Genomic DNA, 26324 nt, shown 5'->3' with positions numbered 1-26324 from the left:
CAACCAATGTCCGTCCGTCCCAAAAAGGGGCGGACGGTTTGATATCGCATACCGAATGACATGCCGGAGGGAAAACAATGAAAAATGGGAAGACGATTACAATTCATCGCCGGAATCTACTGAAGCTCGGAGGCGGGCTCGGCATAGCACTTGCTACCCCGGCCATTCTTACGCGTCGGGCTTCAGCCGCGGAGCCACTGACGGTAGCCGATCCGGGTGGACCTTACAGCCCCGGCTATCGCAAGGCATTCTATGATCCCTTTGAGAAGGCGACAGGGATCAAGGTGGTCAATGTAGCGCGCGATGCCGAACCTACGGCGCAATTTCGCGCCATGGTCGAGACCGGTTCCTATAGCTGGGATGTCTGCACGCTGACGCTATCAGCACGCGATATTCTCCAGAAGCGTAATCTGCTCGAGCCGATCGGTATTGTCGCCGCCGATGCTCCGGGCCTGATGCCGGATTCGCTGACCGAAGTCTGGCTCGGTGTAGATGTCTATTCAACGATCATGGCCTATCGCACCGACCGATTTGACGATGCGGCAGCGCCAAAATCCTGGGCGGACTTCTGGAACGTCGAAAAGTTTCCGGGCCGCCGGTCGTTGCGCAAGAACCCAATCGATACGCTGGAACAGGCATTGCTCGCCGATGGCGTTCCGCTCGACAAGCTCTACCCGCTCGATATTGAGCGCGCCTATGCCAGCCTCGAAAAGATCAAGCCGCATGTGGATGTATGGTGGACGGGCGGCGCCCAGTCGAGCCAGCTTATCCAGAGCGGCGAAGTGGACATGATCGCCTTGTGGAACGCACGTGCGCAAGCCGTCATCGATGGGGGCGCTCCGGTGAAAATCGGCTGGAACCAGGGCCTTTATTCCATCGAAGGTTGGGGTATCCCCAAAGGATCGCCGCGTGCCGATATCGCCCGTCAGTTCGTCAAGTTCTGCACCGATCCGAAACAGCAGGCGCTGTTCACGGAGTTTCTCGCTTACGGCCCGACCAACCTGAAGGCCTACGAGCATATTCCGGCGGAACGGGCATCGTCGTTGCCGACCTTCGAAGCCAATCTGAAACAGATGAGCATCGCCAGCGAAGACTGGTGGAGCGCCAATCGTTCGGAAATGACCGAGCGCTTCAATGCCTGGATACTTGGCTGAGCTGCACTTGAGCAAAGCTGAACCTGGGCGACCCATGCGGTCGGACTGACTACGCAATATGAAAAACAAAAGATGGAGCAGCGGCCGGCGAGGTCGCTGGCTCCGGGTTTAAGGGGAACGACATGCTTGCCAAACCCGAACACGCTCTTGAGCCGAAACTTCTCGTTGACGGACTATCCAAGCGCTATGGCGAAACCATCGCGCTCAAACCGACAAATATTGCGGTGAAGCCGGGCGAGTTCTTGACGCTTCTTGGACCCTCGGGGTCCGGTAAGACGACGCTCCTTCAGATGATCAGCGGTCTCGTTCTGCCGAGTGAAGGCCGACTCTTCATCGATGGCAGGGACGAAACGGATACGCCGGTGCATAAGCGCGATATCGGCCTTGTTTTCCAGCATTACGCGTTGTTTCCGCATCTTACTGTCGAGGAAAACATCGCCTTTCCGCTAAAGATGCGGGGTCAGAAGTCTGCTGACGTCAAGGCTCAGGTGCAGCGCACGCTGGATATGGTGCAGCTTGGTCATCTTGCCTCGCGATTCCCGCGTGAGCTTTCGGGCGGCCAGCAACAGCGCGTGGCTCTCGCCCGCTGCTTTGTCTACCAGCCGTCCATCATTCTCATGGATGAACCGCTGGGAGCGCTCGACAAGAAACTGCGCGAGCATATGCAATTCGAAATCAAGCAATTGCATCGCCAGACAGGTGCCACCATCGTTTATGTGACCCATGATCAGGAGGAGGCACTTGCTCTCTCGGATCGCATTTGCCTGATGAACCACGCAATGGTCGAACAGATTGCGCCGCCGCAAGAAATCTATTCCCGTCCCACGACAGCCTTTGCCGCAGACTTCATCGGGATCTCCAACATATTTCGCGGCAATATCGAAACCGGCAGTGACGGTCGCCCGCACCTTTCGACTAAAAATGCGAAGCTTCTTCTCGATAAGGCATGTGACATTCACGATGGCGAGATGGCGCTGGTGGTGCGGCCTGAACATATGGAACTCGGCGATGCCGGCGCAAATCGCGTTCGCGGCCGGGTAGCGGAAGTGGTCTATGCAGGTTCTGAAACGCGCGTATTGGTGGATGCAGCCGAAGCGCGCCTTCTGACTGTACGGGTGCTGCCGGGTCGGCCTATCCCAGCGCTCGGCGAAAATGTTACCCTGAGCTGGCAGCCGGAAGCGGCTGTTCTGGTGACGCCATGAGTGTTGCTGCAGTTTCTCAGGCGGGTACGACACGTGCTCGCTTCCGTTTCGGTCCGCTTTGGCTGGTCGCGCCGGGACTTGTCTTCCTGATCATTTTCTTTCTGGTGCCTGTCGCGCGGCTGATGGGCTTGAGCTTCGAAAACGCGGACACCGGTGCGATTACGGGAGCGCATTACACGCGAATTTTCGACACGGATGTATATTTTCGTGTTTTGCTTATCACGTTTCGCATTGCGGCCCTGACCACGATGTTCTCGCTTCTGTTCGGCTATCCGCTCGCCTATTGGCTGTCGCGCCTGCCGGAGCGCAAGCGCGGCATGATGATTTTGCTGGTGATGGTGCCGTTCTGGACGAGTTATCTCGTTAAGAGTTTTGCGTGGGTTATTCTTCTTGGACGCACCGGGGTTATCAATCAGCTTGGTCTCGGTTCGGGCGTGATAGGCTCGCCGTTGGAAATGTTACACAATGAGTTCGGCGTCATGATAGGCATGGTTCATGCCATGCTGCCGCTTGCCGTATTGACCATGCTGCCAGTCATGAGCGGGATCGACCGCAGGCTCACACAGGCTTCGGGCACGCTGGGGGCGGATTCGGCCAAGAGTTTCTGGCTGGTTTATTTCCCGTTGTCCCTGCCGGGCGCGGCTGCGGCCGGTCTCCTCACCTTTATTTCTTCCCTCGGCTTCTTCATTGTTCCCGCCCTTTTGGGCGGACGCCAGCAGACCATGCTCGCGCAGTTGATTATCGTCCAGGTGCAGGAAATCCTGAACTGGGCCTTCGCGGGGGCGCTGGCTGCCATGATGCTGGTCGCGGCCCTTGTCACATGCTGGGTCTATGATCGCGTCTTCGGCCTTTCAAGCCTTTCAGGTGATACGGGAGCTGCACACAAAGGCAAGAATGGTATTCTGCGAAATATCGGCTTGCGTATTCTGGAAATCAGTGCACTTGCGTCCAGCCGCATTGCCATGGCTGTCCGCACTTTGCTCGGACAAGCCATCACGAAGCGTCTATTGGGAATTTACTGCTTTCTGTCCTGCGCGTTTCTGATGCTGCCGACGCTGATCGTGATCCCGATTGCTTTCACCAGTTCGCAGTTTCTGGAATTTCCGCCTCCCGGTTTCAGTCTCGACTGGTTTCGAGCCTATTTCACCTCCGACCTCTGGTTATCCGCAACCGTGCGGTCGTTCGGTGTGGCTTTTGCAACGGCAATCCTCGCGACAGTCATCGGCGGCTTTGCTGCGCTGGCGCTGGCTCGCTCGCGGTCCCGTTGGGCCGGGCTGATATTCGCATTCTTCCTCGCTCCCATGATCGTTCCACGTATCGTTATCGCGGTCGGCCTGTTTTATCTGTTCGCCCAGATCGGCCTTGTGGCCACGAATACCGGTCTCGTGATCGGTCATACGGTACTGGCCTTGCCCTTTGCCTTCGTTGCGATTGCGGCAATCCTGAAAAATTATGACTGGCGTCTTGATCAGGCCGCGGCAACGCTCGGCGCGAACAAGGTACAGGCGTTGCGTTTCGTGACCGTTCCGCTCATCCGTAGCGGTCTGACCGCGGCATTTCTCTTCGCCTTCATTACCTCCTTCGATGAACTGACGGTGGCGATCTTTGTCAGCGGCGGCATAAAGACCACTCTGCCCAAACAGATGTGGGACGACATGATCCTCCAGCTCAATCCGACGCTCGCAGCGGTATCAGTCGTCGTATTCCTCATCGTCACAACACTTCTTCTGGCGGCGGAAAAACTCCGCCGCTCCTCCTGACCAAACAGAGTGCCTCCCATGACTATGAAATTTGAAGGCTTCCTTGGAAGCTTCCTGACCAAGGCTGCGCAAAAGCCGGACCAGAACTTTGCACTTTTCAATGGCCAGCCGATCACGTTTGCCGCCATTGACCGTCAATCGGCGGCGCTTGCATCGCATTTCAACGCTCGTGGACTGAAGCGCGGTGATCGGGCCGCCGTGATGATGCGTAACTCAGAACTTTCGTTGACAGTGTTGTTCGCCCTTGCCCGCGCAGGCATCGTGTGGGTGCCGGTTAATGCGCAGCAGCGCGGCGAGGGGCTGCGCTATATTCTGGAACATTGTGAACCTGGCGTGGTCATCTGCGACCCGGATGCGCAGGAAACGATCCGCGAATGCGGTGCGGAATTACCAGCGCATGCCTTTATCCTGACTTCCGGGGAAGGATCGTTACAGGATATTGTCGCTCAGGATGCGTGGGGCCCAGCCGAAGAATTGCCGGTGGCGGACGACCTCTTCGCAATCATGTATACGTCCGGCACTACCGGGCGGCCAAAGGGGGTACTTGTTACCCACGGCATGATGCGTCTTGCTGGAGAAGCGGTACGGCAACTGACTTTGGTGCGTCCGGGCGACGTATTTTTTGTCTGGGAGCCGCTTTATCACATCGGTGGTGCGCAGCTTATTGTTCTGCCGACGCTGGAAGACGTCACACTCGCGATGGTCGACCGGTTCAGCGCCAGCCGCTTTTGGGCACAGGTCCGCGAATATGGAGCAACGCATATCCATTATCTGGGCGGCATTCTGCAAATTTTGCTGAAGCAGCCGGAGCGCGCTTCTGATCGAGATCACCCCGTGCGCATCGCCTGGGGCGGCGGGTGCCCGAAAGAAGTCTGGCCGCTTTTCCGCGACCGCTTCGGGGTGGAAATGCGCGAATGCTACGGCATGACTGAAGCCTCCAGCATCACCACCTGCAACGATAACGGAACAGTCGGTGCTGTCGGCAAGCCAATGCCGTGGTTCACGGTCGAGCTTCTCGACGAAACAGGAAAGCCGGTGGCTGACGGTGAGAAAGGTGAGATCGTTGTGCGGTCTTCCATCGAAGGCGCGTTGTTCCAGGGATATCTGCACAACCCTGAAGCGACTGCAAAGACATTGCGCAACGGCGCGCTTCATACCGGCGATTCCGGTTCGTTCGATGCGGATGGCAATCTCTGGTTCCATGGTCGACTGACCGACAGCGTGCGCTGCAAGGGCGAGAACGTTTCGGCATGGGAAGTCGAACATGTCGCCGGAGCCTATCCATCGGTGGAGGATTGCGCGATTGTCGGCGTTGCCGCCGAAATCGGCGAGCAGGACATAAAGCTGTTCGTCAAGCCGAAATCCGGCTGCGAAGTTGATCCGGGGGCGCTTTCGGAATGGCTGACGAGCCGTCTCGCGGCCTATCAGAACCCTCGTTACATTGCGGTGGTCGAGGAGTTCGAACGCACACCGAGCCAACGCATCATGAAGCACAAATTGTCAAGGGACCTTGGCGATTGCTGGGACCGATATGCGGCCGCGGGTCGGTAGCCAAATCGCAAGCGGCTCATCATAAGAGCGGGAAAACGCTGAAAAGTTGGCTTTCGCGGATTTCGCGAAGGCCATGACATTTGATCATGGACGATCAAGAAGTCTTCGCAGCCTCGTGTTCGAGGGCTGCCGTTGTTGCAAAAGCAACACTGTGTTCCTTCCCCTGAGGCTGGTGCTTCGACCCAAACTCATCATACTGAAGCATAGCGCGTATGAAGAAAAACAAGGAGGCCCGCGTGAAGGGGAATAATGTATTTGCGATGCGCCATATCTGGTTGCACGCGTTTGTACTGGCAATCATCTGTATTTCCGAACTGATCGGTATACGGAAAATATCCATCGGCATCGGTGCCGTAATCTTTCTGCCGATGCTCTATGCCTTTGCTCTCGGTGTCATCCTGAATCCAAATATCTTGAAGGCGACGGGGAAAGTTCTGAAGTCTGACTCGGTCAAGCTGTCAGGCACAATGATCACCATTGCTATCATGCCGTTCATCGCCAAGTTCGGAACGACGGTCGGTCCTCAGATCGAGAATATTATTGCTGCCGGACCTGCTCTCGTTTTGCAGGAGATTGGCAATCTGGGAACGATTGCCGTCGCCTTTCCTATCGCCGTTTTCCTGCTGCGCATGGGACGGGAGACCATCGGCGCAACCTATTCGATTGACCGGGAGCCTAACTTGGCCCTGATTGCTGACAAATATGGTCTGGACAGTCCGGAAGGTGCGGGCGTGATGGGAGTCTACGCTACCGGAACTCTGATTGGCACGTTCGTTTTTGCCTTGATGCCGCCGCTCGTCAACAGTCTGGGGCTTTTTGATTTTCGTGCGCTGGCCATGTCGTGCGGTGTCGGTTCGGGCAGCATGCTTGCGGCCTGCACGGGCGGTCTGGTCAGCGTCTTGCCGGAACAGAAGGATCTCATTCTGGCGCTGGCTGCCGCCAGCAACATCCTCACCTATGCGACGGGACTATATGTCGGCCTGTTTGTGGCGCTGCCGCTCACGGAATGGCTCTATAAAAAGTGCCGCCCCGAAGAATATCGCGACGCGGCGTAAGGGAGAGACTGATGACTTCAAAATCAGTGAAAAATACGATCGACCATCTGACCCTGTCTGTCGAGACGACTGACGAACGCAAGATCGATATTGTAGAAAATGCCTTGCTTCTGGTTATTGCCTGCTTTCTCGGATTAGTCGCGAACTGGGTCGGCACGGGCGTGACACCTGCACAGGCGCTGCCGGGCATGGCGGTGCTTTACGCTGCATCCATCGGCGGCTTGATATTGGCCCGTTATATGCCTTTCTATCTGCCGAGCGTTGCCTGGGTTTCCCTCATTGCCATTGTCATCACCATTCCCGGCGTCCCCGGATCGGAGTTTGTTCTGGCGAAAGTGGGGGAACTGAACTTTCTCGCGCTGGCAACACCCGCGCTGGCCTATGGCGGTCTGGCGTTGACGCGCAACGAATTCGAGATTGCTCGCCGTTCCGGCTGGAAGATCGTCGTTGTCGCTATCTGCGTGATGATCGGCACTTACCTTGGTTCGGTAATCATCGCAGATCTGACGTTGCGCATTACGGGTTAAATGCATCATGGCAGGCTCGATCCGCGGGCCTGCCATGAATAATATAGGGGAATTGCTCGCATGGCTGTTTTTCTCAGTGAAGCCGATATAGCGGAAGCAACGGGATGGCGGCATGATCTGCACCGGCATCCCGAACTTGCTTTCGAGGAAAAACGCACAGCCGCCTTCATAGCGGAAAAGCTCCAACTCTGGGGGTTTAGCGTCCGGTCCGGCTTTGCGGGAACGGGCGTGATCGGCAGCCTGACGCGCGGTACGTCGAAACGCGCTATCGGCATCCGAGCGGATATGGATGCCTTGCCGATCATCGAAAAGAGCGGTGTCGGCTATGAATCGGAGAGACCCGGCAAAATGCATGCCTGTGGTCATGACGGACATGTAGCCATGGCTCTTGCTGCCGCAAAGGTGGTCAGCAAACTTGAATTTGACGGAACCGTACGCTTCATTTTCCAACCGGCCGAGGAAAACGAAGGCGGCGGTCGCGAAATGGTGCGTGGGGGACTGTTTACGGACTTTCCAGTCGATGCGGTTTACGGCTTGCACAACTGGCCGGCGCTCGATGTAGGGACCTGCGTAGCTCGTGACGATGCGATGATGGCAGCATTCGGGACGTTCGAGATCGAACTGATCGGCAAGGGAGCGCACGGGGCGATGCCGCATGAGGGCGCAGACCCGGTGGTCGCCGCCGCGCAATTGGTCACGGCATTGCAGACTATTGCCAGCCGCAATGTTTCGCCGCTGGAATCCGCGGTTGTTTCCGTCACGCAGATGCATGGCGGTGACGCCTGGAATGTCATTCCGGAAAGCATGGTGATCCGCGGAACCACCCGCTGGTTCTTGCCCGATGTCGGGGAGACGATTATCCGCCGGATGCAGGAGCTCGCTGCTTCAATCGCAAGTGGTTTTGGTTGTACGGCACGCGTCGATTACGAAAAACGTTATCCTTCAACGATCAATACAGCAGACAATGCCCGCAGAATCCGTGAACTCGCTGTGTCACCCGACCTTGGCCTCGAGGTTCTTGATGTGGCCCCGAGCATGGCAGCCGAAGATTTCGCTTTCATGCTGCAGGAGAAACCGGGTTGTTACTTCTGGCTCGGTAGCCGTCGTGACGGACGCAATCCGGGTCTGCATTCACCATATTATGATTTCAATGACGCCCTTCTGCCGATAGGTGCCAACTTCTGGATCAAACTGGTTGCAAGCGAACTGGCGTCAGGCTGATGGCTGCTCGGCCTCGTTCCCATCTTCCCTTGATCCCGGACACCAATCAAGCAACATAGTGCCATGGAAACGCTCGATGCGAAAGAATTGCGAATGTTCATGGCGGTTGTTCGGATCGGGTCGATTCGAGGTGCCGCCGAGCATGTGAACGTTGCGCCTTCTGTCGTGAGCCGTCAGATTGCCGAAACAGAGCGCAAGATCGGTTTGACCTTGTTTGAACGAAACGCACGCGGCATGGCTTTGACAGAAGCTGGCGAGCTGGTCCTGGAGCATAGCAGGCGTGTTCTGGAAGAACACAGTCTCCTGAGGGAGCAACTGGGCTTTCTTAAAGGTGTGCAGCAAAGGCGGGTCCGCATCCTGTGCGGCGAAGGGTTTCTCGCTGACATTCTGCAACATGGACTTGGTTCCTTTGTCAGGATCTATCCGGACGTGCAGTACGATCTACAGCTGGGCGGCACGGAAAGCGTGCTGGACGGGATTGCCAACGGAGACGCCGATATTGGCATCGCCTATAATCCGCTGACGGATGCCCGGGTTCGGTCGCTTGCCATTTCCAAACAGCCGCTCTGCGTGGTCGCACCGCCAGGCCATCCGGTATTGGCAAAGGACCGGCTGGAACTCGCTGACTGCGCAGGTTTGCCCAATGCGTTGCTAGGGCCAGGCCATGGCATTACACAACTTGTCACGCGGGTCGCAGCTGATCGTGGATTTGCAATTTCACCCCTGGTCGAAACGACATCGATCGATGTCTTGAGGCGGTTCGTGATTGCAGGGCTTGGCATATCTTTTCTGCCCCGGTTCGCCGTATCCACGGAACTGGCTCGCGAGGCCGTCGCCATACGCGAACTGTCCGACCCGCTTCTGGCTGAAGCGAGTGCACATCTGATGGTGCGTGCGCGGCGCCGACTGCCGCTATCGGTAGAACGGTTGAGCGGGTTTCTCGCCAACAACATGGCAGCGTTTCGATAGGTCTTGCGTGTTGCTGTTGCGCATGACGGGACGCAGCGTTGTCTGCAAACCGGCTATGCGACCGCGCGCTTTGGTGCGAGCTTTTCTCCATTCGAAACGCGATCTGCCGCACGGGGGTCGAGGAGCAATGGAGATTAGGAATGGCGCAACAGGAACTCCCGGTGATCGGTGTGGTCGGCCTCGGCAGCATGGGGCTCGGCATGGCGCAAACCCTGGCGGCAAAGGGGTTCGCTACGCTGGGATTCGATTTGTCGCCGGAGCGTAAGGCATTGGCCCAGAAGGTGAATGTGACGCCCGCAGATACGCTCGACAAACTGTTCGAGAACGCTGATTTTCTGGTTTTCTCACTTCCAACTGCGCGTGATGTCGAGACGGTTGTCAATGCGCATATCCACCAGTTGGGTGCTGGGCGCAGCCGCGTCGTCATTATCGATACATCAACATCCGAACCGGATGTCAGCCGCGCGCTTGCCCAGAAGCTCGATGCGCTTGGTCATGGCTTCCTCGACGCCCCTGTGAGCGGCGGCCCGGCCGGGGCTGCGTCGGGTAAACTGACAATGATGATCGGTGGCAGCGATGCGGATCTGGCACTGGCTCAGCCCGTTATCGAAACCATGGCCGCCAAGGCATTGCATGTGGGACCGAGCGGCGCGGGCAATGTTGCAAAACTCGTCAACAATCTGCTTGCAGCAGCCCACATGGTGACCACCAGCGAAGGCCTGAAGCTGGCGCTTGCCGCTGGAATAAGCCCCGAATCCGCACTCCGTGTTCTGAATGCAGCTTCAGGAAAATCCATGATCAGCGAGGTTCACTTTCCGACTTGGATAATGAACGACCGTTTCGACAGTGGTTTCACGATGGGCTTGATGCGCAAGGATGTGCGCTTGGCGCAGGAACTGGCCGAACGCACCGGGGCAGATATCCCCCTGACATCCGTCGTGGCGAAGCTCTGGGCTGGCTCGAACCATCTTGAGGATCGCGACGACTTCACCCGCATGGGTGCTTTCCAACCTGACTCGTCCAAGTAAAGGCCAGAATAATGACGCACCCAATTGACCCCAAAGCGCAAGCCGCGCGCATTGCCGAAATTTTCCAGAGCTTCTTCCCGAAGAGTGAGATCGGCAGCTTCGTGAATGGAGAAATCGTTGTCGGAAGCGGTGACGAACAGAAACTGACCGATCCGGCGACCGGCAAGGTATTCGCGTCCTTCAGGGATGCCGACCAGTCGATTGTCGATGCGGCAATGGACGCTGCCGCCCGCGCTCAAAAGGAATGGATGGCCCTGACAGCGTCCGCCCGGGGCCGCGTGATGAACGAGATTGCCCGGCGCATTCGCGAACATGCTCCTTTGATCGCTGAAATCGAAAGCCGTTCTGCCGGTCGCCCCATTCGCGATATTCGGGGTGAAGCAGTGCGTGTCGCCGAGATGTTCGAATATTACGCCGGCTGGTGCGACAAGCTCTATGGCGATGTCATCCCGGTGCCGAGCAGCCATCTCAACTATACGCGCCATGAACCCATCGGCGTCGTTACACAGATTACGCCGTGGAATGCGCCTCTGTTCACCGGCGGGTGGCAGATAGCACCGGCAATTTGTGCGGGGAACGGTGTCGTCATCAAGCCATCCGAGTTGACGCCGCTCTCCACGCTTATTCTCGGCCTCATGTGTGAACTGGGTGGCGCGCCGCGTGGTCTGGTGAATGTGATTGCCGGGCAGGGCCCGACCGCCGGACAGGCTGCGGTTTCCCATCCAACTACAGGCCTGGTCGTTTTCGTCGGTTCGGCACAGGCCGGTTCAGCGATCGCGGCAACGGCGGCGAAGAACGTTGTTCCGTGTATTCTCGAACTGGGCGGGAAATCCGGCAATATCGTCTTCGCGGACGCCAATATTGACCGTGCACTGATCGGTGCGCAATCGGCCATTTTCAGTGGGGCAGGCCAGAGTTGTGTCTCCGGTTCACGCTTGCTGGTTCACCGTTCCATTCATCAGGAATTTGTGGAGCGTTACGCCGCTGCCGCAAACCGTATCGTCGTAGGCGACCCTTATGACGACAATTCACATATCGGTCCGATCAACAATGCGCGGCAATGGTCGAAGATCGACCAGATGGTCCGGGACGGCGTGACGGATGGGGCGGTGCTCGCGGCGGGAGGCGGAAAGCCGACGGCCCTGGAGGAAACCGGAGGCTACTATTATGCGCCGACAATCCTCGATCATGTCGATCCGGCAATGACGATTGCCAGGGAGGAAGTGTTCGGTCCGGTTGTGGCCGTCATGTCTTTCGATGACGAAGCGGAAGCAATTGCGCTCACCAATGACAACGCCTACGGACTCGCAGGCGCTGTCTGGACGGAGAATGTCGCGCGAGCTCACCGTGTTGCAGCCAGTGTTCGGGCCGGAACCTTCTGGATCAACGGTTACAAGACCATTTCCGTCATGTCGCCGTTCGGCGGTTTCGGTCGCAGCGGCTACGGTCGCTCGAGCGGTAAGGATGCGTTGATGGCTTATACGCAGGCGAAGAGTATCTGGGTGGAAACAGCCGAAAACCCGGCTGCAACCTTCGGTTACTCGCCAGAAGCCTGAATTGGTCGAATGGCAGCAAGATGTTGCAAATCTTGCTGCCGCAACCTCCCGATCGAAACGAACCCGTGACGTTGTGATCAGCCCCAATTTCAGAATTCGCAAAGGCGGGTGCTTACCGCCGGATATCGGGCAACGAGGGCAGGTTTATAGGTTCACGAAAGGTGCGGTGCAGTTGCCCCCAGCCCGGGTCATGCATATGGCTTTGCAAGCCCGCTCTCGCCACCAGCGCAAGCGCTTCCGCTTCACCGAAGGCCAGCGCTTCATGCATATTGGCGGTGAGCACCTTGCCATCCTCCATGAGGATTTTTCCGTCCACGATCACGGTATCCACGTCGCTTCCCAGCGCCTGATGGATCAGACGGTGAACCGGCATCCAGTTGGGTGTCAGATGAGGCTTGCGCATATCGATAATGGCGATATCGGCCTTTTTGCCTTTTTCGAGAGACCCGATCTCGTGATCCATGCCGATTGCACGCGCCGCGTCGATGGTGATCATTTCGAAGACTTTGCCCGGCGGGAGGATATAGCGATCGTGATTGTGCAGGATATGCTGCGTCGACTGGGCGATGCGTGCGATTTGCAGCATGTCAAAATGGCGGCTGGGAGCCGCGCCGTCCGAAGTGATGGCGACAGGAACGCCTCGGGCCATCATCTGCATGATCGGTGTCGAACGGCCAGGCGGAGCGTGGGTGACATGCGTGCCTGTCTCGGCAAGGATGTCAATCTCTTCATATGAAATACCCCAGCAATGCTGGAGGTGCACGTCGGGGCCGAGAAGCCCATTCTCCTTGTCCTGCCAGGCCATGCGGATTTGTCCGGCAAAAGCGTCGGAATGGATACGCACACCCCATTTGCGCGCGGTTTCACGAATGCGCCTTGCCTGCATCCGGTCATCCTTGGTCAATGTTACGGCGAAATCCGGCGTCGACGCGTTCGACGGTTCAACCGACGGGACGATGGTGAAGGGCGTCAGAAAGACCTTTATGCGTCCATCGGCGGTTCCGTTCAGGCTTTCGATCACGGCCTCGGCACCATCCATCATTTCCTCGAAAGAAACGCTGTGTCGCTCCGGTTCGCCTCTATCCCAACGTGTAACCGATTGCGGCCATGGCAGGCCCCCGGGGCCGACGCAGATGATCTCCCGTAAACCGAGTTCTGAATAGGCGCGAGCATGATTGATTGCGAAGGCCGGATCATCGCTGCGCGGCATGGAGGTGATGACGCTGGCGGATGTCGTTACACCGGCGCACAATCTTTCGAGGCCAGAGACCAGACCATCAGCGTACCAATAATCGCGCGTGACATAGTGATAGTAGGTTGGAGTGACGATCCGCATCCACAGCGAGTTGGTGTCAGCACCGATGCTGCGGATCAAGGCATGCCCAGCATGCCCGTGAGCGTCGACCAGTCCGGGGATGATCAGTTTGCCGGTGCAGTCCATTATTTTTTTACTGGCATGCCGGACATGGAGTTCTTCTGCCGTGCCGATATCGACGATCCTGTCCTTTTCGATCGCCAGACCACCGTCCTCAATGATCCGCCGCGTGCTGTCGACCGTTACGATTGTCCCGTGGAGCAGCAGAAATCCATCCATTCACTTTCCCCTCGTTGTCCGTTTCCCTGCGCGTTTGCCGCATTGAAAACCGCTTTTTAGTGTCGATGTTCTAAAGCATAATTGGCAACAATATCGTTGACAATAATGAAACGGATTATGATACTGCTTAAAAATTCGGACGAACGAATTTGATCGTTACTCATGAAGGGAAGAGCATGACGCGTCTAAACAGATTTCTCATATCGGCGCTGACCGCAGCGGCTGTCGCTGCTCCACTCGCGGTTTCATCGGCGGGTGCGGCTACATTGCGCTGGGGCAGCCGCGCGGACATCTACTCCCTTGATCCGGATTCAGTTCCTTCGACTTCCAATCTCGCGTTCTTGAACCATATTTACGAAGGACTGATCCGCTACGGTCCGAATTTCGAGATTGAACCGGCGCTTGCGACGGAATGGAAGCTCGTCGACAACAAGTACTGGCGCTTTACCTTGCGCAAGGGCGTGAAGTTTCACAACGGTGCGGACTTCACGGCTGACGATGTTGTCGCATCGATGAACCGTGTTTCAGATCCGACCTCGCCGCTGCGTGGAAATATTCCGCTCTATGTCGGCGTGAAGAAAGTGGACGACTTCACAGTAGATATCGAAGTTTCGTCGCCAACCGCATTGTTCCTGAACGACATGACCAACGTCTTCATGTTCAATGCAAAATGGCTCAAGGACAACAATGCCGAAAAGCCGACCGATATCGCCTCCAAAACCGAAAATTATGCCACCCACAATACCAATGGCACCGGTCCATTCAAGCTGGACAGCCGCGTTCCGGATTCGAAAACGGTTCTCGTGGTCAACGATCAGTGGTGGGATGAGAAAAAGCATAATCTCGACCGCATCGAGTATGTCCCGATCTCCTCTGCTGCGACCCGCGTTGCTGCATTGCTTTCCAACGAAATAGATCTGGTTGACTCCGCTCCTATTCAGGATCTTCCAAGGCTGGAATCTTCACCGGGTATCAAGGTGAGCAAGCGTACCGAACTGCGCACGGTCTTCATAGGTTTCAACGGCAAGGAAAAACTTGAGGATGGGCGTCCAAACCCGTTCCTCGACGTTCGCGTCCGCCAGGCAGTCGAAGCGAGCATCGACCGCGATCTTATCAACAAGAAGATCATGCGCGGTCTGGCGCGGCCTTCCGGTTCGCTCATAGCACCGGAAATCGCGGGTTATGCCAAATCCCTCGACGTCTATCAGCCCGCAGATCCCAAGCTTGCACAAAAGCTGCTGGAAGAAGCAGGCCAGAAGGGGTTGACCTTCACCTATCTGTGCATGAATGACGAGAGCATCAACGAGGAAGATATTTGCTCTGGCATTGCAAACATGCTGAAGCGTTCCGGCTTCGAGCCGACCATCGATATGGGTCCGCGTGCCGTGCAACAGCCCAAGCGTACGAACGGCAAAGCTGATATGTTCAATCTGAGTTGGGCCAACGAGCCGACCCTCGATGCCTATTCGTTGCTTTCCCAGGTTCTCTCGACACGCAGCGGTTCCACCGGTGTTTCCAATTATGGTGGATGGTCCTATCCAGAACTTGACGAACTGGTGAAAAAGGCGGCTCAGGAGCCGGACACCGCCAAACGTCTGGCGCTGGAGGAGGAAGCGCTGAAGTTCGCCAAGGAGAAGGCCATCCTGATCCCGCTTCACCAGCAGCCTATCGCCTGGGGAATGCTCGACAAGGTCCAAAACGTGGATTTCCGTGCCGACAACAAGCCGCGTCACTGGCACACCATGATGGCTGAGTAAGGTTAGTCACCAGATAATTGGAAAAATGGAGCGTTTCATCTCGATGAGACGCTCTTTTAGTATCCGGACGACCGTGACATCGGAAGATGCAGGCGAGCAGAAGCGTCAACATCGCTGCCTTTCGTCCCGACACATTTATATGACGCCCAGCATCGGCCCGGCTACGGCATTTGGTGGTAGGCGGTTCTGATAAAGACAGCTTGGAACGCTGCCCCCATCGGCGATCTTTGTCGACATATCAGCCGCGCAAATATAATTATATTGTCAACAATCACGTTGACAACTTTTGACTAATAGCCATACTGTCCCTCGTGGCCAAGAAGCAAGCCGGAAAGGCAGGCCCGTGTTGGAGGGAGGAAAATCACAATCAATGCGAAGCGTGCCATAGGGGTGCGAAGTCACCATGCGAGCCATGGTTGCGGCTATCCATGAAAATAGACCTCGAAAAGAGGCGCAAATTTCCAGAAGCGGAGCAAATCAATGTTGAAAAAACTGGGCCTTGCGGCGACCGTGCTGGCGAGCCTGACCCTGTCAGGCCACGCGGAGACGCTGAAATGGGGGGCATCGCGCGATATCTACTCGCTCGATCCATACTCCTATGGTGACAGCTATACCTTGTCTTTCCTCAATCATGTTTATGAAGGTTTGGTGCGTTACGATGCCGAACTGAAAATCGAGCCTGCACTTGCCGAATCCTGGGAAAATGTTTCGGATACGGTGTGGCGTTTTCACCTGCGCAAAGGCGTAAAGTTTCATGACGGTGCCGAGTTCAACGCAGATGACGTCCTCGCTTCATTGAAACGCGTGAGTGATCCAGTCTCGCCATTGCGTGGAAATCTTCCTGCCTACAAGTCCTCCAAGAAGGTAGACGACCATACGGTCGATATCGAGTTGAGCGGGCCTTACCCGCTGCTGCTCAACGACCTTACCAACATTCATATCTTCGATGCCGGCTGGTTGAAGAACAACAATTCGGAAAAGCCGACGGATGTCGGCGCGAAAATTGAAGGATATGCCACCTACAACACCAATGGCACCGGCCCGTTCAAGCTTGAAAGCCGCGTGCCGGATTCCAAAACCATCCTTGTGAAGAACGCGGACTGGTGGGACAAGTCGCAGTCGAACATCGATCGGATTGAGTTCACACCCATTACCTCGGCGGCGACCCGTGTGGCGGCCCTTCTCTCTGGTGAAATCAACTTTACGGAGAACGCGCCGTCGCAGGATCTTCCGCGTTTGCAGGCCCAGCCGGACCTCAATGTGCTCGAGCGTACGGACTTGCGCACGGTGATGGTTGGCTTCAATCGAAAATCGAAGCTTGCCAATGGTTCGGAGAACAAGTTCAACGATCTGCGTGTGCGCCAGGCTTTTGCCCATGCGCTTGACCGTGACCTGATCCAGAAGCGCATCATGCGGGGCAAGTCGCGCACGGCAGGTGCCGTAGTCGCGCCGGAAATTCCGGGCTATACGCCGGAATTGGACACCACGCTCAAATATGACCCAGAGCTCTCGAAGAAGCTTCTGGCAGAGGCCGACGCCACTGAATATCCATTCACGCTGGTGTGCACGACGGATGCTTATGTGAATGAGGAGGAGCTGTGTCAGGGCCTGGTGAATATGCTGAGCAGGGGCGGATTCAAGCCCCAGCTCGACATCGCCCCGACCGCAGCGCAGGCGCCCAAACGCACAGGCGGCAAGGCCGACGTCTATCTAATCGGCTGGGCGACTGAGCCGATGCTCGACAGTTATTCCATTCTTCTACAGATGATCGAGACCAAGACAGCCAATGCCGGTGTCTTCAACTGGGGTGGCTGGAGCTATCCGGATATCGACAAGCTTATCGTGCAGGCATCGACCGAGATGGATCGAACCAAGCGTCTGGCATTGCAGACCGAAGCCTTAAAGATGGTGAAGGAGGAAATCGTAATGCTGCCTTTGCACCAGCAACCGATGGCATGGGTCATGTCGAAGAAGATCGACAAGATCGTGCAACTGCCGGACAACAAACCGCGTCATTGGCTGACGCACTTTGCAAAATAATACAATCATGAGGCCGCAGGGGACCGGCGTCCCCCGCGGCGCCCTGTTCTTACCGAGGGAATTCCATGCTGGTTTTTATCATTAAGCGCCTGGCAAACGCTGTCATGGTGATGTTGGCCGTCGCTTTGCTTGCCTTTTTGATTTTTCGGCTGGCTGGCGACCCTGTCGAGATGATGGCTAACGAGCAGATGACGCAGGCCGATCGTGATAATCTGCGCGAGCGACTTGGCCTTAACGATGGTCTTATGACGCAATACACCCGTTTTGTGGTCAATGCGGCGCAGGGCAATTTCGGCATTTCCTATCGAAATGGGCAGGATGTATTGAACCTCATTGGTGAACGCTTTCCTGCAACACTTGAGCTTGTGCTCGTTGCCACCCTGATCTCGCTGCTGGTCGGCCTGCCCCTGGGTGTGCTGACCGCGATCAAACGAGGCAAATGGTATACGGAGGGCCTCCAATTTCTCTCCATTGTCGGCGTTTCGCTGCCGAGCTTCGTGGTCGGTATTCTGCTGATCCTCGTTTTTTCAGTGTCGCTTGGATGGCTTCCGGCATTTGGGCGCGGTGATGTGGTTCAGCTCGGCTGGTGGTCTACAGGGCTGCTGTATCCTTCGGGCCGCGCCGCTATCCTGCTGCCATCCATTGCGCTTTCGCTTTATCAAGTGACTCTCGTCATGCGGCTTGTGCGTGCCGAAATGCTGGAAGTGCTGCGTTCTGATTATGTGAAATTCGCCCGCGCTCGCGGCATTCCACGTTGGCGCATCTATTTCAGGCATGCGCTGCGCAATTGTCTCATGCCGGTGGTGACGATGACCGCCATGAATGTCGGGTCGTTGATTGCCTTCGCCCTCATCACCGAGACAGTGTTCCAGTGGCCGGGCATGGGCATGTTGTTCATTCAGGCCGTCACCTTCCTCGATATTCCGGTGATGGCGGCGTATCTCTGCATCATTTCCTTCATCTTCGTCGTGCTCAACACGCTGGTGGATATTGCCTACGCGGTAATCGATCCCCGCTTGCGCACTGCTCGCTGATTAACGGGAGTCCATATCCATGAGCACCCAAACGTCACAAATTACTCCCGTCATGCGACAGTCGCTTTTCCAGCGTATCCGTAAAAGCGATCTTTGGTGGTCTTTTACGCGTAGCAAGACGGCCATGTTCAGCGCCGCTCTTCTGGCAATCCTGATCCTCACGGCTCTTTTCGCACCGCTGATTGCGCCGCAGAACCCCTATGATGGCGCCGCGCTTGATATGTGGAAGGCCGAATTGCCACCGGTATGGGAGGAGGGCGGCGAATGGCCATATCTTCTCGGCACCGATACCCAGGGTCGAGATATGCTGTCTGCCATTCTTTACGGCACGCGCATTTCCATCGTCATAGGCATCGCTTCGGTGGTTCTCTCGCTCTTGATCGGTATGAGTGCGGGGCTGGTCTCGGGGTATTTCGGCGGCTTTATCGACAATCTGCTAATGCGGTTCGGCGATATCACCCTGTCGATCCCGACCATCCTTGTCGCCATTCTGGTATCCACGGTCGTGCGTCAGATGCTGCCGGTCGGCCTGCGTGAAATTGGCGCTTCTGGGGTTCTTATTCTGGCGATCGCCCTTTCGGCGTGGGTTCAATATGCCCGCACAGTGCGCGCGCAGGCCATTGTCGAGACCGGCAAGGATTACGTATCGGCGGCGCGATTGATCGGCGTTCCGGCACGGCGCATCATGGCCAAGCACATTCTTCCCAACACACTTACGCCGATAATGGTTGCGGCGACGCTCAATTTCGGCATGGCAATCCTTACAGAAGCAACGCTTTCGTTCCTCGGCATCGGCATGCCGCCCAGCCAGCCGTCGCTCGGAACGCTGATCCGTATCGGCAATCAGTTCCTGTTTTCCGGCTCCTGGTGGATCGTGCTCTTCCCCGTCATTCAGCTCTGTCTGCTGGTGGTCGCTGTCAACATGCTCGGCGACTGGCTGCGTGATGCTCTTAATCCGAAATTGAGGTAAGTCTTATGAACAATCTTTTGCTCCGCAACGTCCGGCCGATGGCAGGCGAAACCTGCGATATCCTCATCAGGGACGGAAAGATTGCCGGTTTCGGGCGGTTCGAGGCTGAACCAGGAATGGCTGTGGAAGACGGCGGCAGTGCTATCGTCGCGCCGGGGCTGATCGATGCACATACGCATCTCGACAAGACTACATGGGGCATGCCCTGGCATGTCAACAATCGTGCAGCTATTCTGCGCGAGCGTATTGATTTTGAACGCGAGCATCGGCTGGAAATCGGCCTTGATCCGCATCGCCAGTCAATGCGCCACGCCATTGGGCTTGTTGCCCACGGCAGCACGCATATTCGCAGTCACGTCGACATCGATCCGACACATGGCCTGTCATTGGTCGAAGGTGTCTGGGAAACGCGGGAAAAGCTCAAGGGCATTATCGATATCGAAATCGTCGCCTTCCCCCAGTCGGGGCTGATGGTCATGCCCGGCACGAAAGAACTGCTAGATGAGGCCCTCCGCCAGGGTTGCGAAGTCCTCGGCGGGATCGATCCGTGCGGCATCGACCGCGACCCGAAGGGTCAGCTCGATATTTTGTTTGCTCTCGCAACCAGGCATGGGGTGCCTATCGACATCCATCTCCACGAAACGGGGGACCTAGGCGCCTTCACGATGGAACTCATTTTCGAGCGTATTCGCGCCAACGGCATGGAAGGCAGGGTTGCGATCAGCCACGCTTTTGCGCTCGGCATGAACGACTATCTGCGTGTGAATCAGTTGATCGAACAGCTCGCTATCCTCGATGTTGCCATCCTGACCACGGGTGCGCCTTCGGCCACTGTGCCCTCAATCAAGCGGCTCAAGGAAGCAGGAGTGCGCATTGGCGGCGGTTGCGACGGTATCCGTGACACCTGGGGTCCTTGGGGGCAGCCCGACATGCTTGATCGCGCGAAGATCATCGGCATGAAAAATGGTGTGCGTTCGGATCACGATCTGGAGCATGTCCTGCATATCGTCTCTCAGGGCGGTGCAGATGTCATGCGTCTTGAGAACTACGGACTGGATGTTGGCTGCAACGCCGACCTTACCCTTCTGACCGGTGAGACGCTGGCTCATGCGGTGGTAGATGTTGCTCCGCGTCCGCTGGTCGTCAAGGGAGGTCGCGTGACGGCCCGTCAGGGTGTGGCCCTGGTGGAGATGCCGTAATGGACAAGACACTGGAGACCCTTCCGCTTGGCCGGAGACCGGAAGGACGCACGCTTATAACCGCCAGCTGGGTGGTCGGACACAAGGACGGCGGCCACCGGCTTCTGAAGAACGGCGAAGTCGTCTTCGAGAACGGCGAGATTCTATTCGTCGGACATGACTTTGAGGGCGAAGTGGCCCGTCGCATCGACTTCGGCAACGCATTGATCAGCCCTGGATTGATCGATCTTGATGCGCTTTCAGATCTCGACACGACCATCCTAGGCATCGACCACCATCCTGGCTGGGCGAAGGGTCGCGTTTGGCCGCGCTCCTATGTCGAAGCAGGTCCGTACGAAATGTACACGCAGGAGGAACTGGCCTTCCAGAAGCGGTTCGCTTTCGGCCAGCTATTGTTGAACGGTATCACCACTGCCGCTCCGATTGCCTCGCTGTTTTACCGCGAATGGGGAGAAACGGTCGCCGAGTTCGATGCTGCTGCCGACGCTGCAGGTGAGCTCGGCCTGCGTGTCTATCTCAGTCCTGCCTACCGTTCAGGCGGGATGGTGCTGGAAGCACCGGGCCATATGGTACCTGTCTTCGACGAGGAGCGCGGCTTCCAAGGGTTGAGGGACGCGATTGCCTATATCGAGCGCCAGAATGGTCGCTACGGCGATCTGGTGCGCGGCATGCTGGCCCCGGATCGTGTGGAGACTTCGACACTCGGGCTTATCCAGCGTACCGACGCTGCAGCACGCGACCTTGGCTGCAAATTCCGTCTGCATATGGCGCAGGGCGCGATGGAGGTCGATACGGTGCGTATGCTGCACGGTTCGACTGCCCCGGTCTGGCTCGCCAGGAATGGCCTGCTGAGTGATCGTCTGATCGCGCCACATGCCACCAATGCCACCGATGAAGACCTTGGTCTCTATGCCGAATACGGTGTTTCCATCGTCCATTGCCCGCTGGTCTCCGGCCGCGGCGGGTCAATTCTTAGATCGTTCTCCGATTGCCGCAGGCGCGGGATCAACATCGCCATGGGCACCGATACGACGCCTCCGGACATGTTGATGAATTTGCTGGCCGGCCTCATCACGGGTCGCATTGCCGATGGCGCGCCGGATTGCTTGCGCGCAGCCGATCTGTACGACGCCGCGACGATCGGGGGCGCACGGGCGCTCGGTCGTGGGGATCTTGGTCATCTCTCGCCGGGTGCGCGGGCAGATATAGCCGTCTTCCGTCTCGACGATACGTTCATGGCACCATCCATCGATCCGATTACGACAATCGTTACCGGTGGTTCAGGCAAGATCACACAGGCCGTCTTTGTCGATGGGCGGGTCTCCATGGTCGACCGCCGACTGGCCGGGTTCGACATGCAGAAGGCGCGGGATCAGGCGCAAGTCCAGTACGATGGCCTTGTCGATAAATATCCACAGCGGAGCTGGAACAACCCTCCGGTCGCCAAGATATTCCCGCCTAGCTATCCGATAGAAGGGCCGACAGAGGGAAAAGCAAATGGGTGACACACAAGAGCCTGTCATTGACGTCCGCAACCTCCGCGTGGATTTTCCGGGCCGTCGCGGTACTGTAACCGCGCTGTCGGATGTCAGCCTGTCGATCCGTCCAGGTGAGATTCTGGGCGTGGTAGGCGAATCCGGTGCGGGAAAGTCCATGACCGGTCTCGCCATACAGGGACTGCTTGAACGACCCGGTCACATCGCTGGCGGTGAGGTCTGGCTCGGCAAGCGGCGCATCGATACGCTCGATGATCGCGCCATGGAAAAAATTCGCGGACGTGAAATCGGCGCGATCTTTCAGGACCCACTCACGTCGCTCAATCCGCTGTTCACCGTAGGCGCGCAGCTCGTGGAAACCATTCGACGGCATCTCGGTCTCGGCAAGGCCGAAGCGCGTGCCCGCGCTGTGCAACTGTTGCGCGATGTGGGTATTCCGTCACCCGAAGAACGGGTTAACCAGTATCCTCACCAGTTTTCGGGCGGCATGCGGCAGCGAGTGGTGATCGCGCTCGCGCTCGCGGCATCGCCGAAACTGGTCATCGCTGATGAGCCCACAACCGCATTGGATGTGTCGATCCAGGCGCAGATCATTTCGCTCCTGCGCAAGCTGTGCAAGGAAAAACAGACCGCCGTCATGCTCGTAACCCACGATATGGGTGTGATTGCGGAAGCTGCGGACCGAATTGCAGTGATGTACGCTGGACGGTTGATTGAAATCGGGCCGGTGGAGCAGGTTTTGCACCAGCCGCGTCATCCCTACACGCAAGGACTGATGGCTTCGATCCCTTCGCTTGGCGCGCGGGTCGAGAAGCTCAACCAGATCGATGGCTCCATGCCGCGCCTCGATGCGATCCCCGATGGCTGTGCCTTCAATCCGCGCTGCAAGGCAGCGGGACCGCGCTGTCTGCGTGAGCGCCCGGACCTCATTTTTTCCGATCAGACCGCTAGTGCATGCTGGCTAAATGCAGGAGGCACCGCATGACGAAACCCTTGGAGAGAACTCCGGCCCTGACTGTCGATCGGCTCGTCAAAACTTTTGATGTGTCCGCTCCCTGGCTGAACCGTGTGGTGGAGCGCAAGCCCAAACAATATCTGCAGGCCGTGAATGATATCAGCTTTACGGTGCCGGCGGGCGGTTGTCTCAGTATTGTAGGCGAAAGCGGCTGCGGGAAGTCCACGGTGGCGCGGCTGGTCACTGGTCTGCACCATGCGACGAGCGGTGAGATGCGCTTTGCGCCGGGCAAAAGCGGTACCCCCTTGTCAGCCCAGATGATTTTCCAGGACCCATACGCCTCACTCAATCCACGCTGGCGAGTGAAGAACATCATTGCAGAACCGCTGCGCGAGCTGAAGTTGCGCAACAGCGCTGCCGAAGTGACAGAACGTGTGGAAGAACTTCTTCGTATTGTGGGGCTCTCTCCATCGGATGGGGAGAAGTTCCCGCACGAATTTTCGGGTGGACAGCGCCAGCGTATTTCAATTGCCCGCGCCCTGGCGAGCGAGCCGGAGTTTCTTGTCTGCGACGAACCCACCTCGGCGCTCGACGTATCGGTTCAGGCACAGGTTTTGAACCTGATGCGCCGACTGCAGGACGAACTGGGCCTGACTTATCTGTTCATCAGCCATGACATGAGCGTCGTTCGCCATATGTCAGATCGTATCGCGGTGATGTATCTGGGACGTATAGTCGAAGAAGGGGATACAGAAGAGCTTTTTGCCTACCCGCGTCATCCCTACACGCAGCTTCTGCTGCAAACGATCCCCAATATCGAAGCGCCCAATCGCAATCGCGAACCGGCAAGTGGCGAAGTGCCGAGCCCGCTCAAGCCGCCCTCCGGCTGCACCTTTCATCCGCGCTGCCCATTCGCAATCGAGCGTTGTTCCAAGGAAGTACCGGCGATGCAGCTATTGCCAAATCGTACTCGCGTCGCCTGTCACCTGGTCGAGATAGAGGATTGAGAAGCCGACATCCGGCTTCCATCGCTTCAAGCCAAGGCTGCTCGCAGATCATGGGAAAGATCCCGTATCTCGCTCAAGTCCAGTTCGGATTCCACATGTTCCAGATGATGCGCCATAAGATGCACGGCCTTCTGCGCTTCCTTTGCCGAAATCGCTTCAACGATCTCGGCATGCTCATCAGGCCCGCAATTGAACCGGGCAGTATTTCGATAGACCGCTGTGATGAGCGAACTGCGCGCAATAAGGTCCCGCATCGTTGTGAACAGGAAATCGGAGCCGGTCAGTTCCGCCAGCAAAAGGTGGAAGCCGCCCGAAAGTTTAATAATGTCCGTGGTGCTGTCTTTCGCGTTTGCAACACGCTCCAGATTCACGTGCTCGCGAAGCCTTTTCACGCTGTCCTTCGGGGTCAATGTGCAGAGCCGCTCCACGATGCAACGCTCGACGGCTTGCCGAACAAAGAAAACGTCCCGCGCCTCTTCTACAGACGGCTTGCTGACGAAGGCCCCGCGATTGGGAATGATGGTCACAAGGCCATCGCGTTCAAGGACTGTCAGCGCCTGGCGGACACGGGCGCGACTGACGTGAAAGATCGAGGCCAATTGTTCTTCTTTGAGCTGTACGCCAGGACGCAATCGCCGTTCAGCGATCGAAAGCCAAACCCTTTCAACTATCTGCTCGACCGGCATTGCGGCTGGTGCGTTCATCTGTGGTTCTCCTTGTTGACGCAGACAAGCGCCAAACGCGTGAAAAAGTCAACTCGGGCATTTAATTGCTTGCAGTATTGTCGACAATATGAAAGATGATTGTAGATGATAGTATCACCTTTTGGGTCACCAATGGAATTTGATTTCGAAGCCATCGAACCGCAAAGCCGCTATAGGCTGCTGACGAATTTCATCGGCCCCCGTCCTATTGCGCTGGTGACGACCCGATCTGAGGCGGGACATAACAACGCTGCGCCGATGAGTTTTTTCAACGTGTTTTCACACGACCCGGCTATCGTTGTACTGGGTATTCAACCCCGTCTGACGGGCGAGCAGAAGGACACAATGGTCAACATACGTCGTTCCGGCGCGTTCGCCATCAGCATGGTCGACATGGCCCTTTCCCGGCAAATGTTGATTTGCGGACTTGGCTTCGACAGCGAGGTCGACGAACTTGACGTTGCAGGATTGACCCCCGTTGAGTGCCGCAAGATTGATGTCGCTTACCCTCAGGAGGCGCCATGCGTCTTTGAATGTCGGGTCGAACGCCTGATCGATTATCCGCGACGCACTCTGGTCCTGGGCGAGGTGGTGCAGATGCACGTCCGTCGCAATTGTCTTGATGCCGAGGGCCATTATGTGGACCCGGAGTTCTATCAACCCATAGCCCGGCTTCACGCGGACAACTATGTGACTTCAGATCGCCAGTCCGTTTTGAAAGCCCCGCCTATCGGCGATTTCAAGAAGCCGAAACAGTAGGTTAAAAAGCTTAGGCAACGAGAATACCATTATGCATATTCGTCTCATCAATCCTAACTCCACAGATTCCATGACAGCGCAAGCGCTCGAAAGCGCCTTGCTGGTCAAGCATGATCGTACCCTTATTTCCTCCGCAAATCCGACGGATACACCGGTAAGTATCGAAGGTTATGCGGATGAGGCGATGGCCATACCCGGAATGCTGGCGGAAATCCGAAAGGGTGAAGCTCTGGGGGTGGACGCTTATGTTATAGCTTGCTTTGACGATCCCGGTTTGCATGCCGCGCGGGAAGTGGCGAAGGGGCCTGTCATCGGCATTTGTCAGGCTGCCGTTCAGGTGGCGATGACCATCAGCCGCCGTTTTTCCGTGATAACGACGCTTCCGCGGTCGGTGGCTATCATCGAGGATCTAGTGAGTGAATACGGCGCCGACCGTCACTGCCGGAAGGTGCGAGCAATCGATCTTCCGGTGCTGGCTCTGGAGGACGACTCGTATAAAGCTGAACAGTTGCTGCTGAAAGAAATTGAGCGCGCCAAGGCAGAGGACGGTGCAGAAGCGATCGTGCTGGGTTGCGCAGGAATGTCGTCATTGTGCGAACGCCTCAAGGAGGCGAGCGGTATACCTGTTATTGATGGCGTGACGGCTGCCGTCAAAATGGCCGAAGCGCTGGTGGGTGCCAGATTCGCAACCTCCAAGGCGAACAGCTACGACTATCCCCGTGTCAAAAACGAGCGCGGGTGCAGGGTTTCGGCTCAAAAGGGGTGAGCCTCAATAATTGTTGACAA

22 protein-coding genes are annotated in these 26324 nt (G+C 56.9%); 20 read left to right on the top strand and 2 right to left on the bottom strand.

Annotated elements, in window-relative coordinates; genetic code table 11:
• Positions 1-77 precede the first annotated feature (77 nt).
• The 10 genes from JNC63_RS11690 (at position 78) to JNC63_RS11645 (ending at position 12023) form a co-directional block, all read left to right on the top strand.
• Positions 78-1154: an ABC transporter substrate-binding protein gene (locus JNC63_RS11690; protein ID WP_006469649.1), complete on the top strand. Its 1077-nt coding sequence runs from the start codon at positions 78-80 to the stop codon at positions 1152-1154.
• Between the two features lie 122 nt (positions 1155-1276).
• Entirely contained in the window at positions 1277-2356 is a 1080-nt protein-coding gene (locus tag JNC63_RS11685) for an ABC transporter ATP-binding protein (RefSeq protein ID WP_006469650.1), read from the top strand.
• Complete coding sequence (locus JNC63_RS11680; protein WP_006469651.1) at positions 2353-4116, top strand: ABC transporter permease subunit; 1764 nt, start codon at positions 2353-2355, stop codon at positions 4114-4116. The genes JNC63_RS11685 and JNC63_RS11680 overlap by 4 nt, the downstream gene beginning before the upstream one ends.
• 18 nt (positions 4117-4134) lie before the next feature.
• Positions 4135-5667, top strand: a complete 1533-nt coding sequence (locus tag JNC63_RS11675; protein WP_036564777.1) for an AMP-binding protein — start codon at positions 4135-4137, stop codon at positions 5665-5667.
• A 212-nt stretch (positions 5668-5879) separates the two neighbouring features.
• Entirely contained in the window at positions 5880-6722 is an 843-nt protein-coding gene (locus JNC63_RS11670) for a DUF3100 domain-containing protein (RefSeq protein ID WP_006469653.1), read from the top strand.
• A gap of 11 nt (positions 6723-6733) precedes the next feature.
• The gene (locus JNC63_RS11665) at positions 6734-7249 is read left to right on the top strand and encodes a hypothetical protein (RefSeq protein ID WP_006470737.1); all 516 of its coding nucleotides are present in this window, start codon (positions 6734-6736) and stop codon (positions 7247-7249) included.
• A 60-nt stretch (positions 7250-7309) separates the two neighbouring features.
• Complete coding sequence (locus tag JNC63_RS11660) at positions 7310-8470, top strand: M20 aminoacylase family protein (RefSeq protein WP_006470736.1); 1161 nt, start codon at positions 7310-7312, stop codon at positions 8468-8470.
• Positions 8471-8533: 63 nt separating this feature from the next.
• A complete protein-coding gene (locus JNC63_RS11655; protein ID WP_006469654.1) occupies positions 8534-9439 on the top strand; it encodes a LysR family transcriptional regulator in 906 nt (301 codons plus the stop codon).
• Between the two features lie 140 nt (positions 9440-9579).
• Positions 9580-10467 (top strand): NAD(P)-dependent oxidoreductase, encoded by an 888-nt coding sequence (locus JNC63_RS11650; RefSeq protein ID WP_006470735.1) that lies wholly within the window; start codon positions 9580-9582, stop codon positions 10465-10467.
• Positions 10468-10478: 11 nt separating this feature from the next.
• Positions 10479-12023 carry an aldehyde dehydrogenase family protein gene (locus JNC63_RS11645; RefSeq protein WP_006469656.1) on the top strand — a complete coding sequence of 515 codons (1545 nt, stop codon included), beginning with the start codon at positions 10479-10481 and terminating at the stop codon, positions 12021-12023.
• Positions 12024-12135: 112 nt separating this feature from the next.
• Here JNC63_RS11645 and JNC63_RS11640 read toward each other — a convergent pair whose 3' ends face one another.
• Positions 12136-13617, bottom strand: coding sequence for an amidohydrolase family protein (locus tag JNC63_RS11640; protein WP_006469657.1), 1482 nt, complete (start codon positions 13615-13617; stop codon positions 12136-12138).
• A gap of 176 nt (positions 13618-13793) precedes the next feature.
• Between JNC63_RS11640 and JNC63_RS11635 the strand changes: the two genes are divergently transcribed.
• The 8 genes from JNC63_RS11635 to JNC63_RS11600 all read left to right on the top strand — a co-directional run bounded on the left by JNC63_RS11635 (position 13794) and on the right by JNC63_RS11600 (position 24075).
• Complete coding sequence (locus JNC63_RS11635; protein WP_039853406.1) at positions 13794-15374, top strand: ABC transporter substrate-binding protein; 1581 nt, start codon at positions 13794-13796, stop codon at positions 15372-15374.
• Positions 15375-15854: 480 nt separating this feature from the next.
• Positions 15855-17414 (top strand): ABC transporter substrate-binding protein, encoded by a 1560-nt coding sequence (locus JNC63_RS11630; RefSeq protein ID WP_006469659.1) that lies wholly within the window; start codon positions 15855-15857, stop codon positions 17412-17414.
• 65 nt (positions 17415-17479) lie between these two features.
• On the top strand, positions 17480-18448 hold the full coding sequence (locus tag JNC63_RS11625; RefSeq protein WP_006469660.1) for an ABC transporter permease: 969 nt from the start codon (positions 17480-17482) through the stop codon (positions 18446-18448).
• A 19-nt stretch (positions 18449-18467) separates the two neighbouring features.
• A complete protein-coding gene (locus JNC63_RS11620; RefSeq protein WP_006469661.1) occupies positions 18468-19418 on the top strand; it encodes an ABC transporter permease in 951 nt (316 codons plus the stop codon).
• Between the two features lie 5 nt (positions 19419-19423).
• Entirely contained in the window at positions 19424-20617 is a 1194-nt protein-coding gene (locus JNC63_RS11615) for an amidohydrolase family protein (protein ID WP_006469662.1), read from the top strand.
• Positions 20617-22122: an amidohydrolase family protein gene (locus tag JNC63_RS11610; RefSeq protein WP_006469663.1), complete on the top strand. Its 1506-nt coding sequence runs from the start codon at positions 20617-20619 to the stop codon at positions 22120-22122. Before JNC63_RS11615 ends, JNC63_RS11610 begins: the two co-directional genes overlap by 1 nt.
• Positions 22115-23098 (top strand): ABC transporter ATP-binding protein, encoded by a 984-nt coding sequence (locus tag JNC63_RS11605; protein WP_006469664.1) that lies wholly within the window; start codon positions 22115-22117, stop codon positions 23096-23098. The genes JNC63_RS11610 and JNC63_RS11605 overlap by 8 nt, the downstream gene beginning before the upstream one ends.
• Entirely contained in the window at positions 23095-24075 is a 981-nt protein-coding gene (locus tag JNC63_RS11600; protein ID WP_006470732.1) for an ABC transporter ATP-binding protein, read from the top strand. Before JNC63_RS11605 ends, JNC63_RS11600 begins: the two co-directional genes overlap by 4 nt.
• A 26-nt stretch (positions 24076-24101) precedes the next feature.
• Here the strand turns inward: JNC63_RS11600 and JNC63_RS11595 are convergent, their stop codons facing one another.
• The gene (locus JNC63_RS11595; protein ID WP_006469666.1) at positions 24102-24779 is read right to left on the bottom strand and encodes a GntR family transcriptional regulator; all 678 of its coding nucleotides are present in this window, start codon (positions 24777-24779) and stop codon (positions 24102-24104) included.
• A 132-nt stretch (positions 24780-24911) separates the two neighbouring features.
• On the opposite strand from JNC63_RS11595, the gene JNC63_RS11590 reads away from it, so the two are divergent.
• Both JNC63_RS11590 and JNC63_RS11585 read left to right on the top strand, forming a co-directional pair.
• Positions 24912-25538 carry a flavin reductase family protein gene (locus JNC63_RS11590; protein ID WP_006470731.1) on the top strand — a complete coding sequence of 209 codons (627 nt, stop codon included), beginning with the start codon at positions 24912-24914 and terminating at the stop codon, positions 25536-25538.
• 31 nt (positions 25539-25569) lie between these two features.
• On the top strand, positions 25570-26304 hold the full coding sequence (locus tag JNC63_RS11585) for an aspartate/glutamate racemase family protein (RefSeq protein ID WP_006469668.1): 735 nt from the start codon (positions 25570-25572) through the stop codon (positions 26302-26304).
• The last annotated feature ends 20 nt before the right edge of the window (positions 26305-26324 follow it).

The organism is Brucella ciceri (assembly GCF_041930145.1).
GTDB lineage: Bacteria > Pseudomonadota > Alphaproteobacteria > Rhizobiales > Rhizobiaceae > Brucella > Brucella intermedia.
Note: the sequence above shows the minus strand (reverse complement) of the source record. Positions and strands in the feature narration are given on the sequence as shown.

Excerpts from the sequence above, each read along its gene's own strand:
- JNC63_RS11690 (WP_006469649.1), top strand. The coding sequence starts at position 78 with ATGAAAAATGGGAAGACGATTACAATTCATCGCCGGAATCTACTGAAG.
- JNC63_RS11685 (WP_006469650.1), top strand. The coding sequence starts at position 1,277 with ATGCTTGCCAAACCCGAACACGCTCTTGAGCCGAAACTTCTCGTTGAC.
- JNC63_RS11680 (WP_006469651.1), top strand. The coding sequence starts at position 2,353 with ATGAGTGTTGCTGCAGTTTCTCAGGCGGGTACGACACGTGCTCGCTTC.
- JNC63_RS11675 (WP_036564777.1), top strand. The coding sequence starts at position 4,135 with ATGACTATGAAATTTGAAGGCTTCCTTGGAAGCTTCCTGACCAAGGCT.
- JNC63_RS11670 (WP_006469653.1), top strand. The coding sequence starts at position 5,880 with ATGAAGAAAAACAAGGAGGCCCGCGTGAAGGGGAATAATGTATTTGCG.
- JNC63_RS11665 (WP_006470737.1), top strand. The coding sequence starts at position 6,734 with ATGACTTCAAAATCAGTGAAAAATACGATCGACCATCTGACCCTGTCT.
- JNC63_RS11660 (WP_006470736.1), top strand. The coding sequence starts at position 7,310 with ATGGCTGTTTTTCTCAGTGAAGCCGATATAGCGGAAGCAACGGGATGG.
- JNC63_RS11655 (WP_006469654.1), top strand. The coding sequence starts at position 8,534 with ATGGAAACGCTCGATGCGAAAGAATTGCGAATGTTCATGGCGGTTGTT.
- JNC63_RS11650 (WP_006470735.1), top strand. The coding sequence starts at position 9,580 with ATGGCGCAACAGGAACTCCCGGTGATCGGTGTGGTCGGCCTCGGCAGC.
- JNC63_RS11645 (WP_006469656.1), top strand. The coding sequence starts at position 10,479 with ATGACGCACCCAATTGACCCCAAAGCGCAAGCCGCGCGCATTGCCGAA.
- JNC63_RS11640 (WP_006469657.1), bottom strand. The coding sequence starts at position 13,617 with ATGGATGGATTTCTGCTGCTCCACGGGACAATCGTAACGGTCGACAGC.
- JNC63_RS11635 (WP_039853406.1), top strand. The coding sequence starts at position 13,794 with ATGACGCGTCTAAACAGATTTCTCATATCGGCGCTGACCGCAGCGGCT.
- JNC63_RS11630 (WP_006469659.1), top strand. The coding sequence starts at position 15,855 with ATGTTGAAAAAACTGGGCCTTGCGGCGACCGTGCTGGCGAGCCTGACC.
- JNC63_RS11625 (WP_006469660.1), top strand. The coding sequence starts at position 17,480 with ATGCTGGTTTTTATCATTAAGCGCCTGGCAAACGCTGTCATGGTGATG.
- JNC63_RS11620 (WP_006469661.1), top strand. The coding sequence starts at position 18,468 with ATGAGCACCCAAACGTCACAAATTACTCCCGTCATGCGACAGTCGCTT.
- JNC63_RS11615 (WP_006469662.1), top strand. The coding sequence starts at position 19,424 with ATGAACAATCTTTTGCTCCGCAACGTCCGGCCGATGGCAGGCGAAACC.
- JNC63_RS11610 (WP_006469663.1), top strand. The coding sequence starts at position 20,617 with ATGGACAAGACACTGGAGACCCTTCCGCTTGGCCGGAGACCGGAAGGA.
- JNC63_RS11605 (WP_006469664.1), top strand. The coding sequence starts at position 22,115 with ATGGGTGACACACAAGAGCCTGTCATTGACGTCCGCAACCTCCGCGTG.
- JNC63_RS11600 (WP_006470732.1), top strand. The coding sequence starts at position 23,095 with ATGACGAAACCCTTGGAGAGAACTCCGGCCCTGACTGTCGATCGGCTC.
- JNC63_RS11595 (WP_006469666.1), bottom strand. The coding sequence starts at position 24,779 with ATGAACGCACCAGCCGCAATGCCGGTCGAGCAGATAGTTGAAAGGGTT.
- JNC63_RS11590 (WP_006470731.1), top strand. The coding sequence starts at position 24,912 with ATGGAATTTGATTTCGAAGCCATCGAACCGCAAAGCCGCTATAGGCTG.
- JNC63_RS11585 (WP_006469668.1), top strand. The coding sequence starts at position 25,570 with ATGCATATTCGTCTCATCAATCCTAACTCCACAGATTCCATGACAGCG.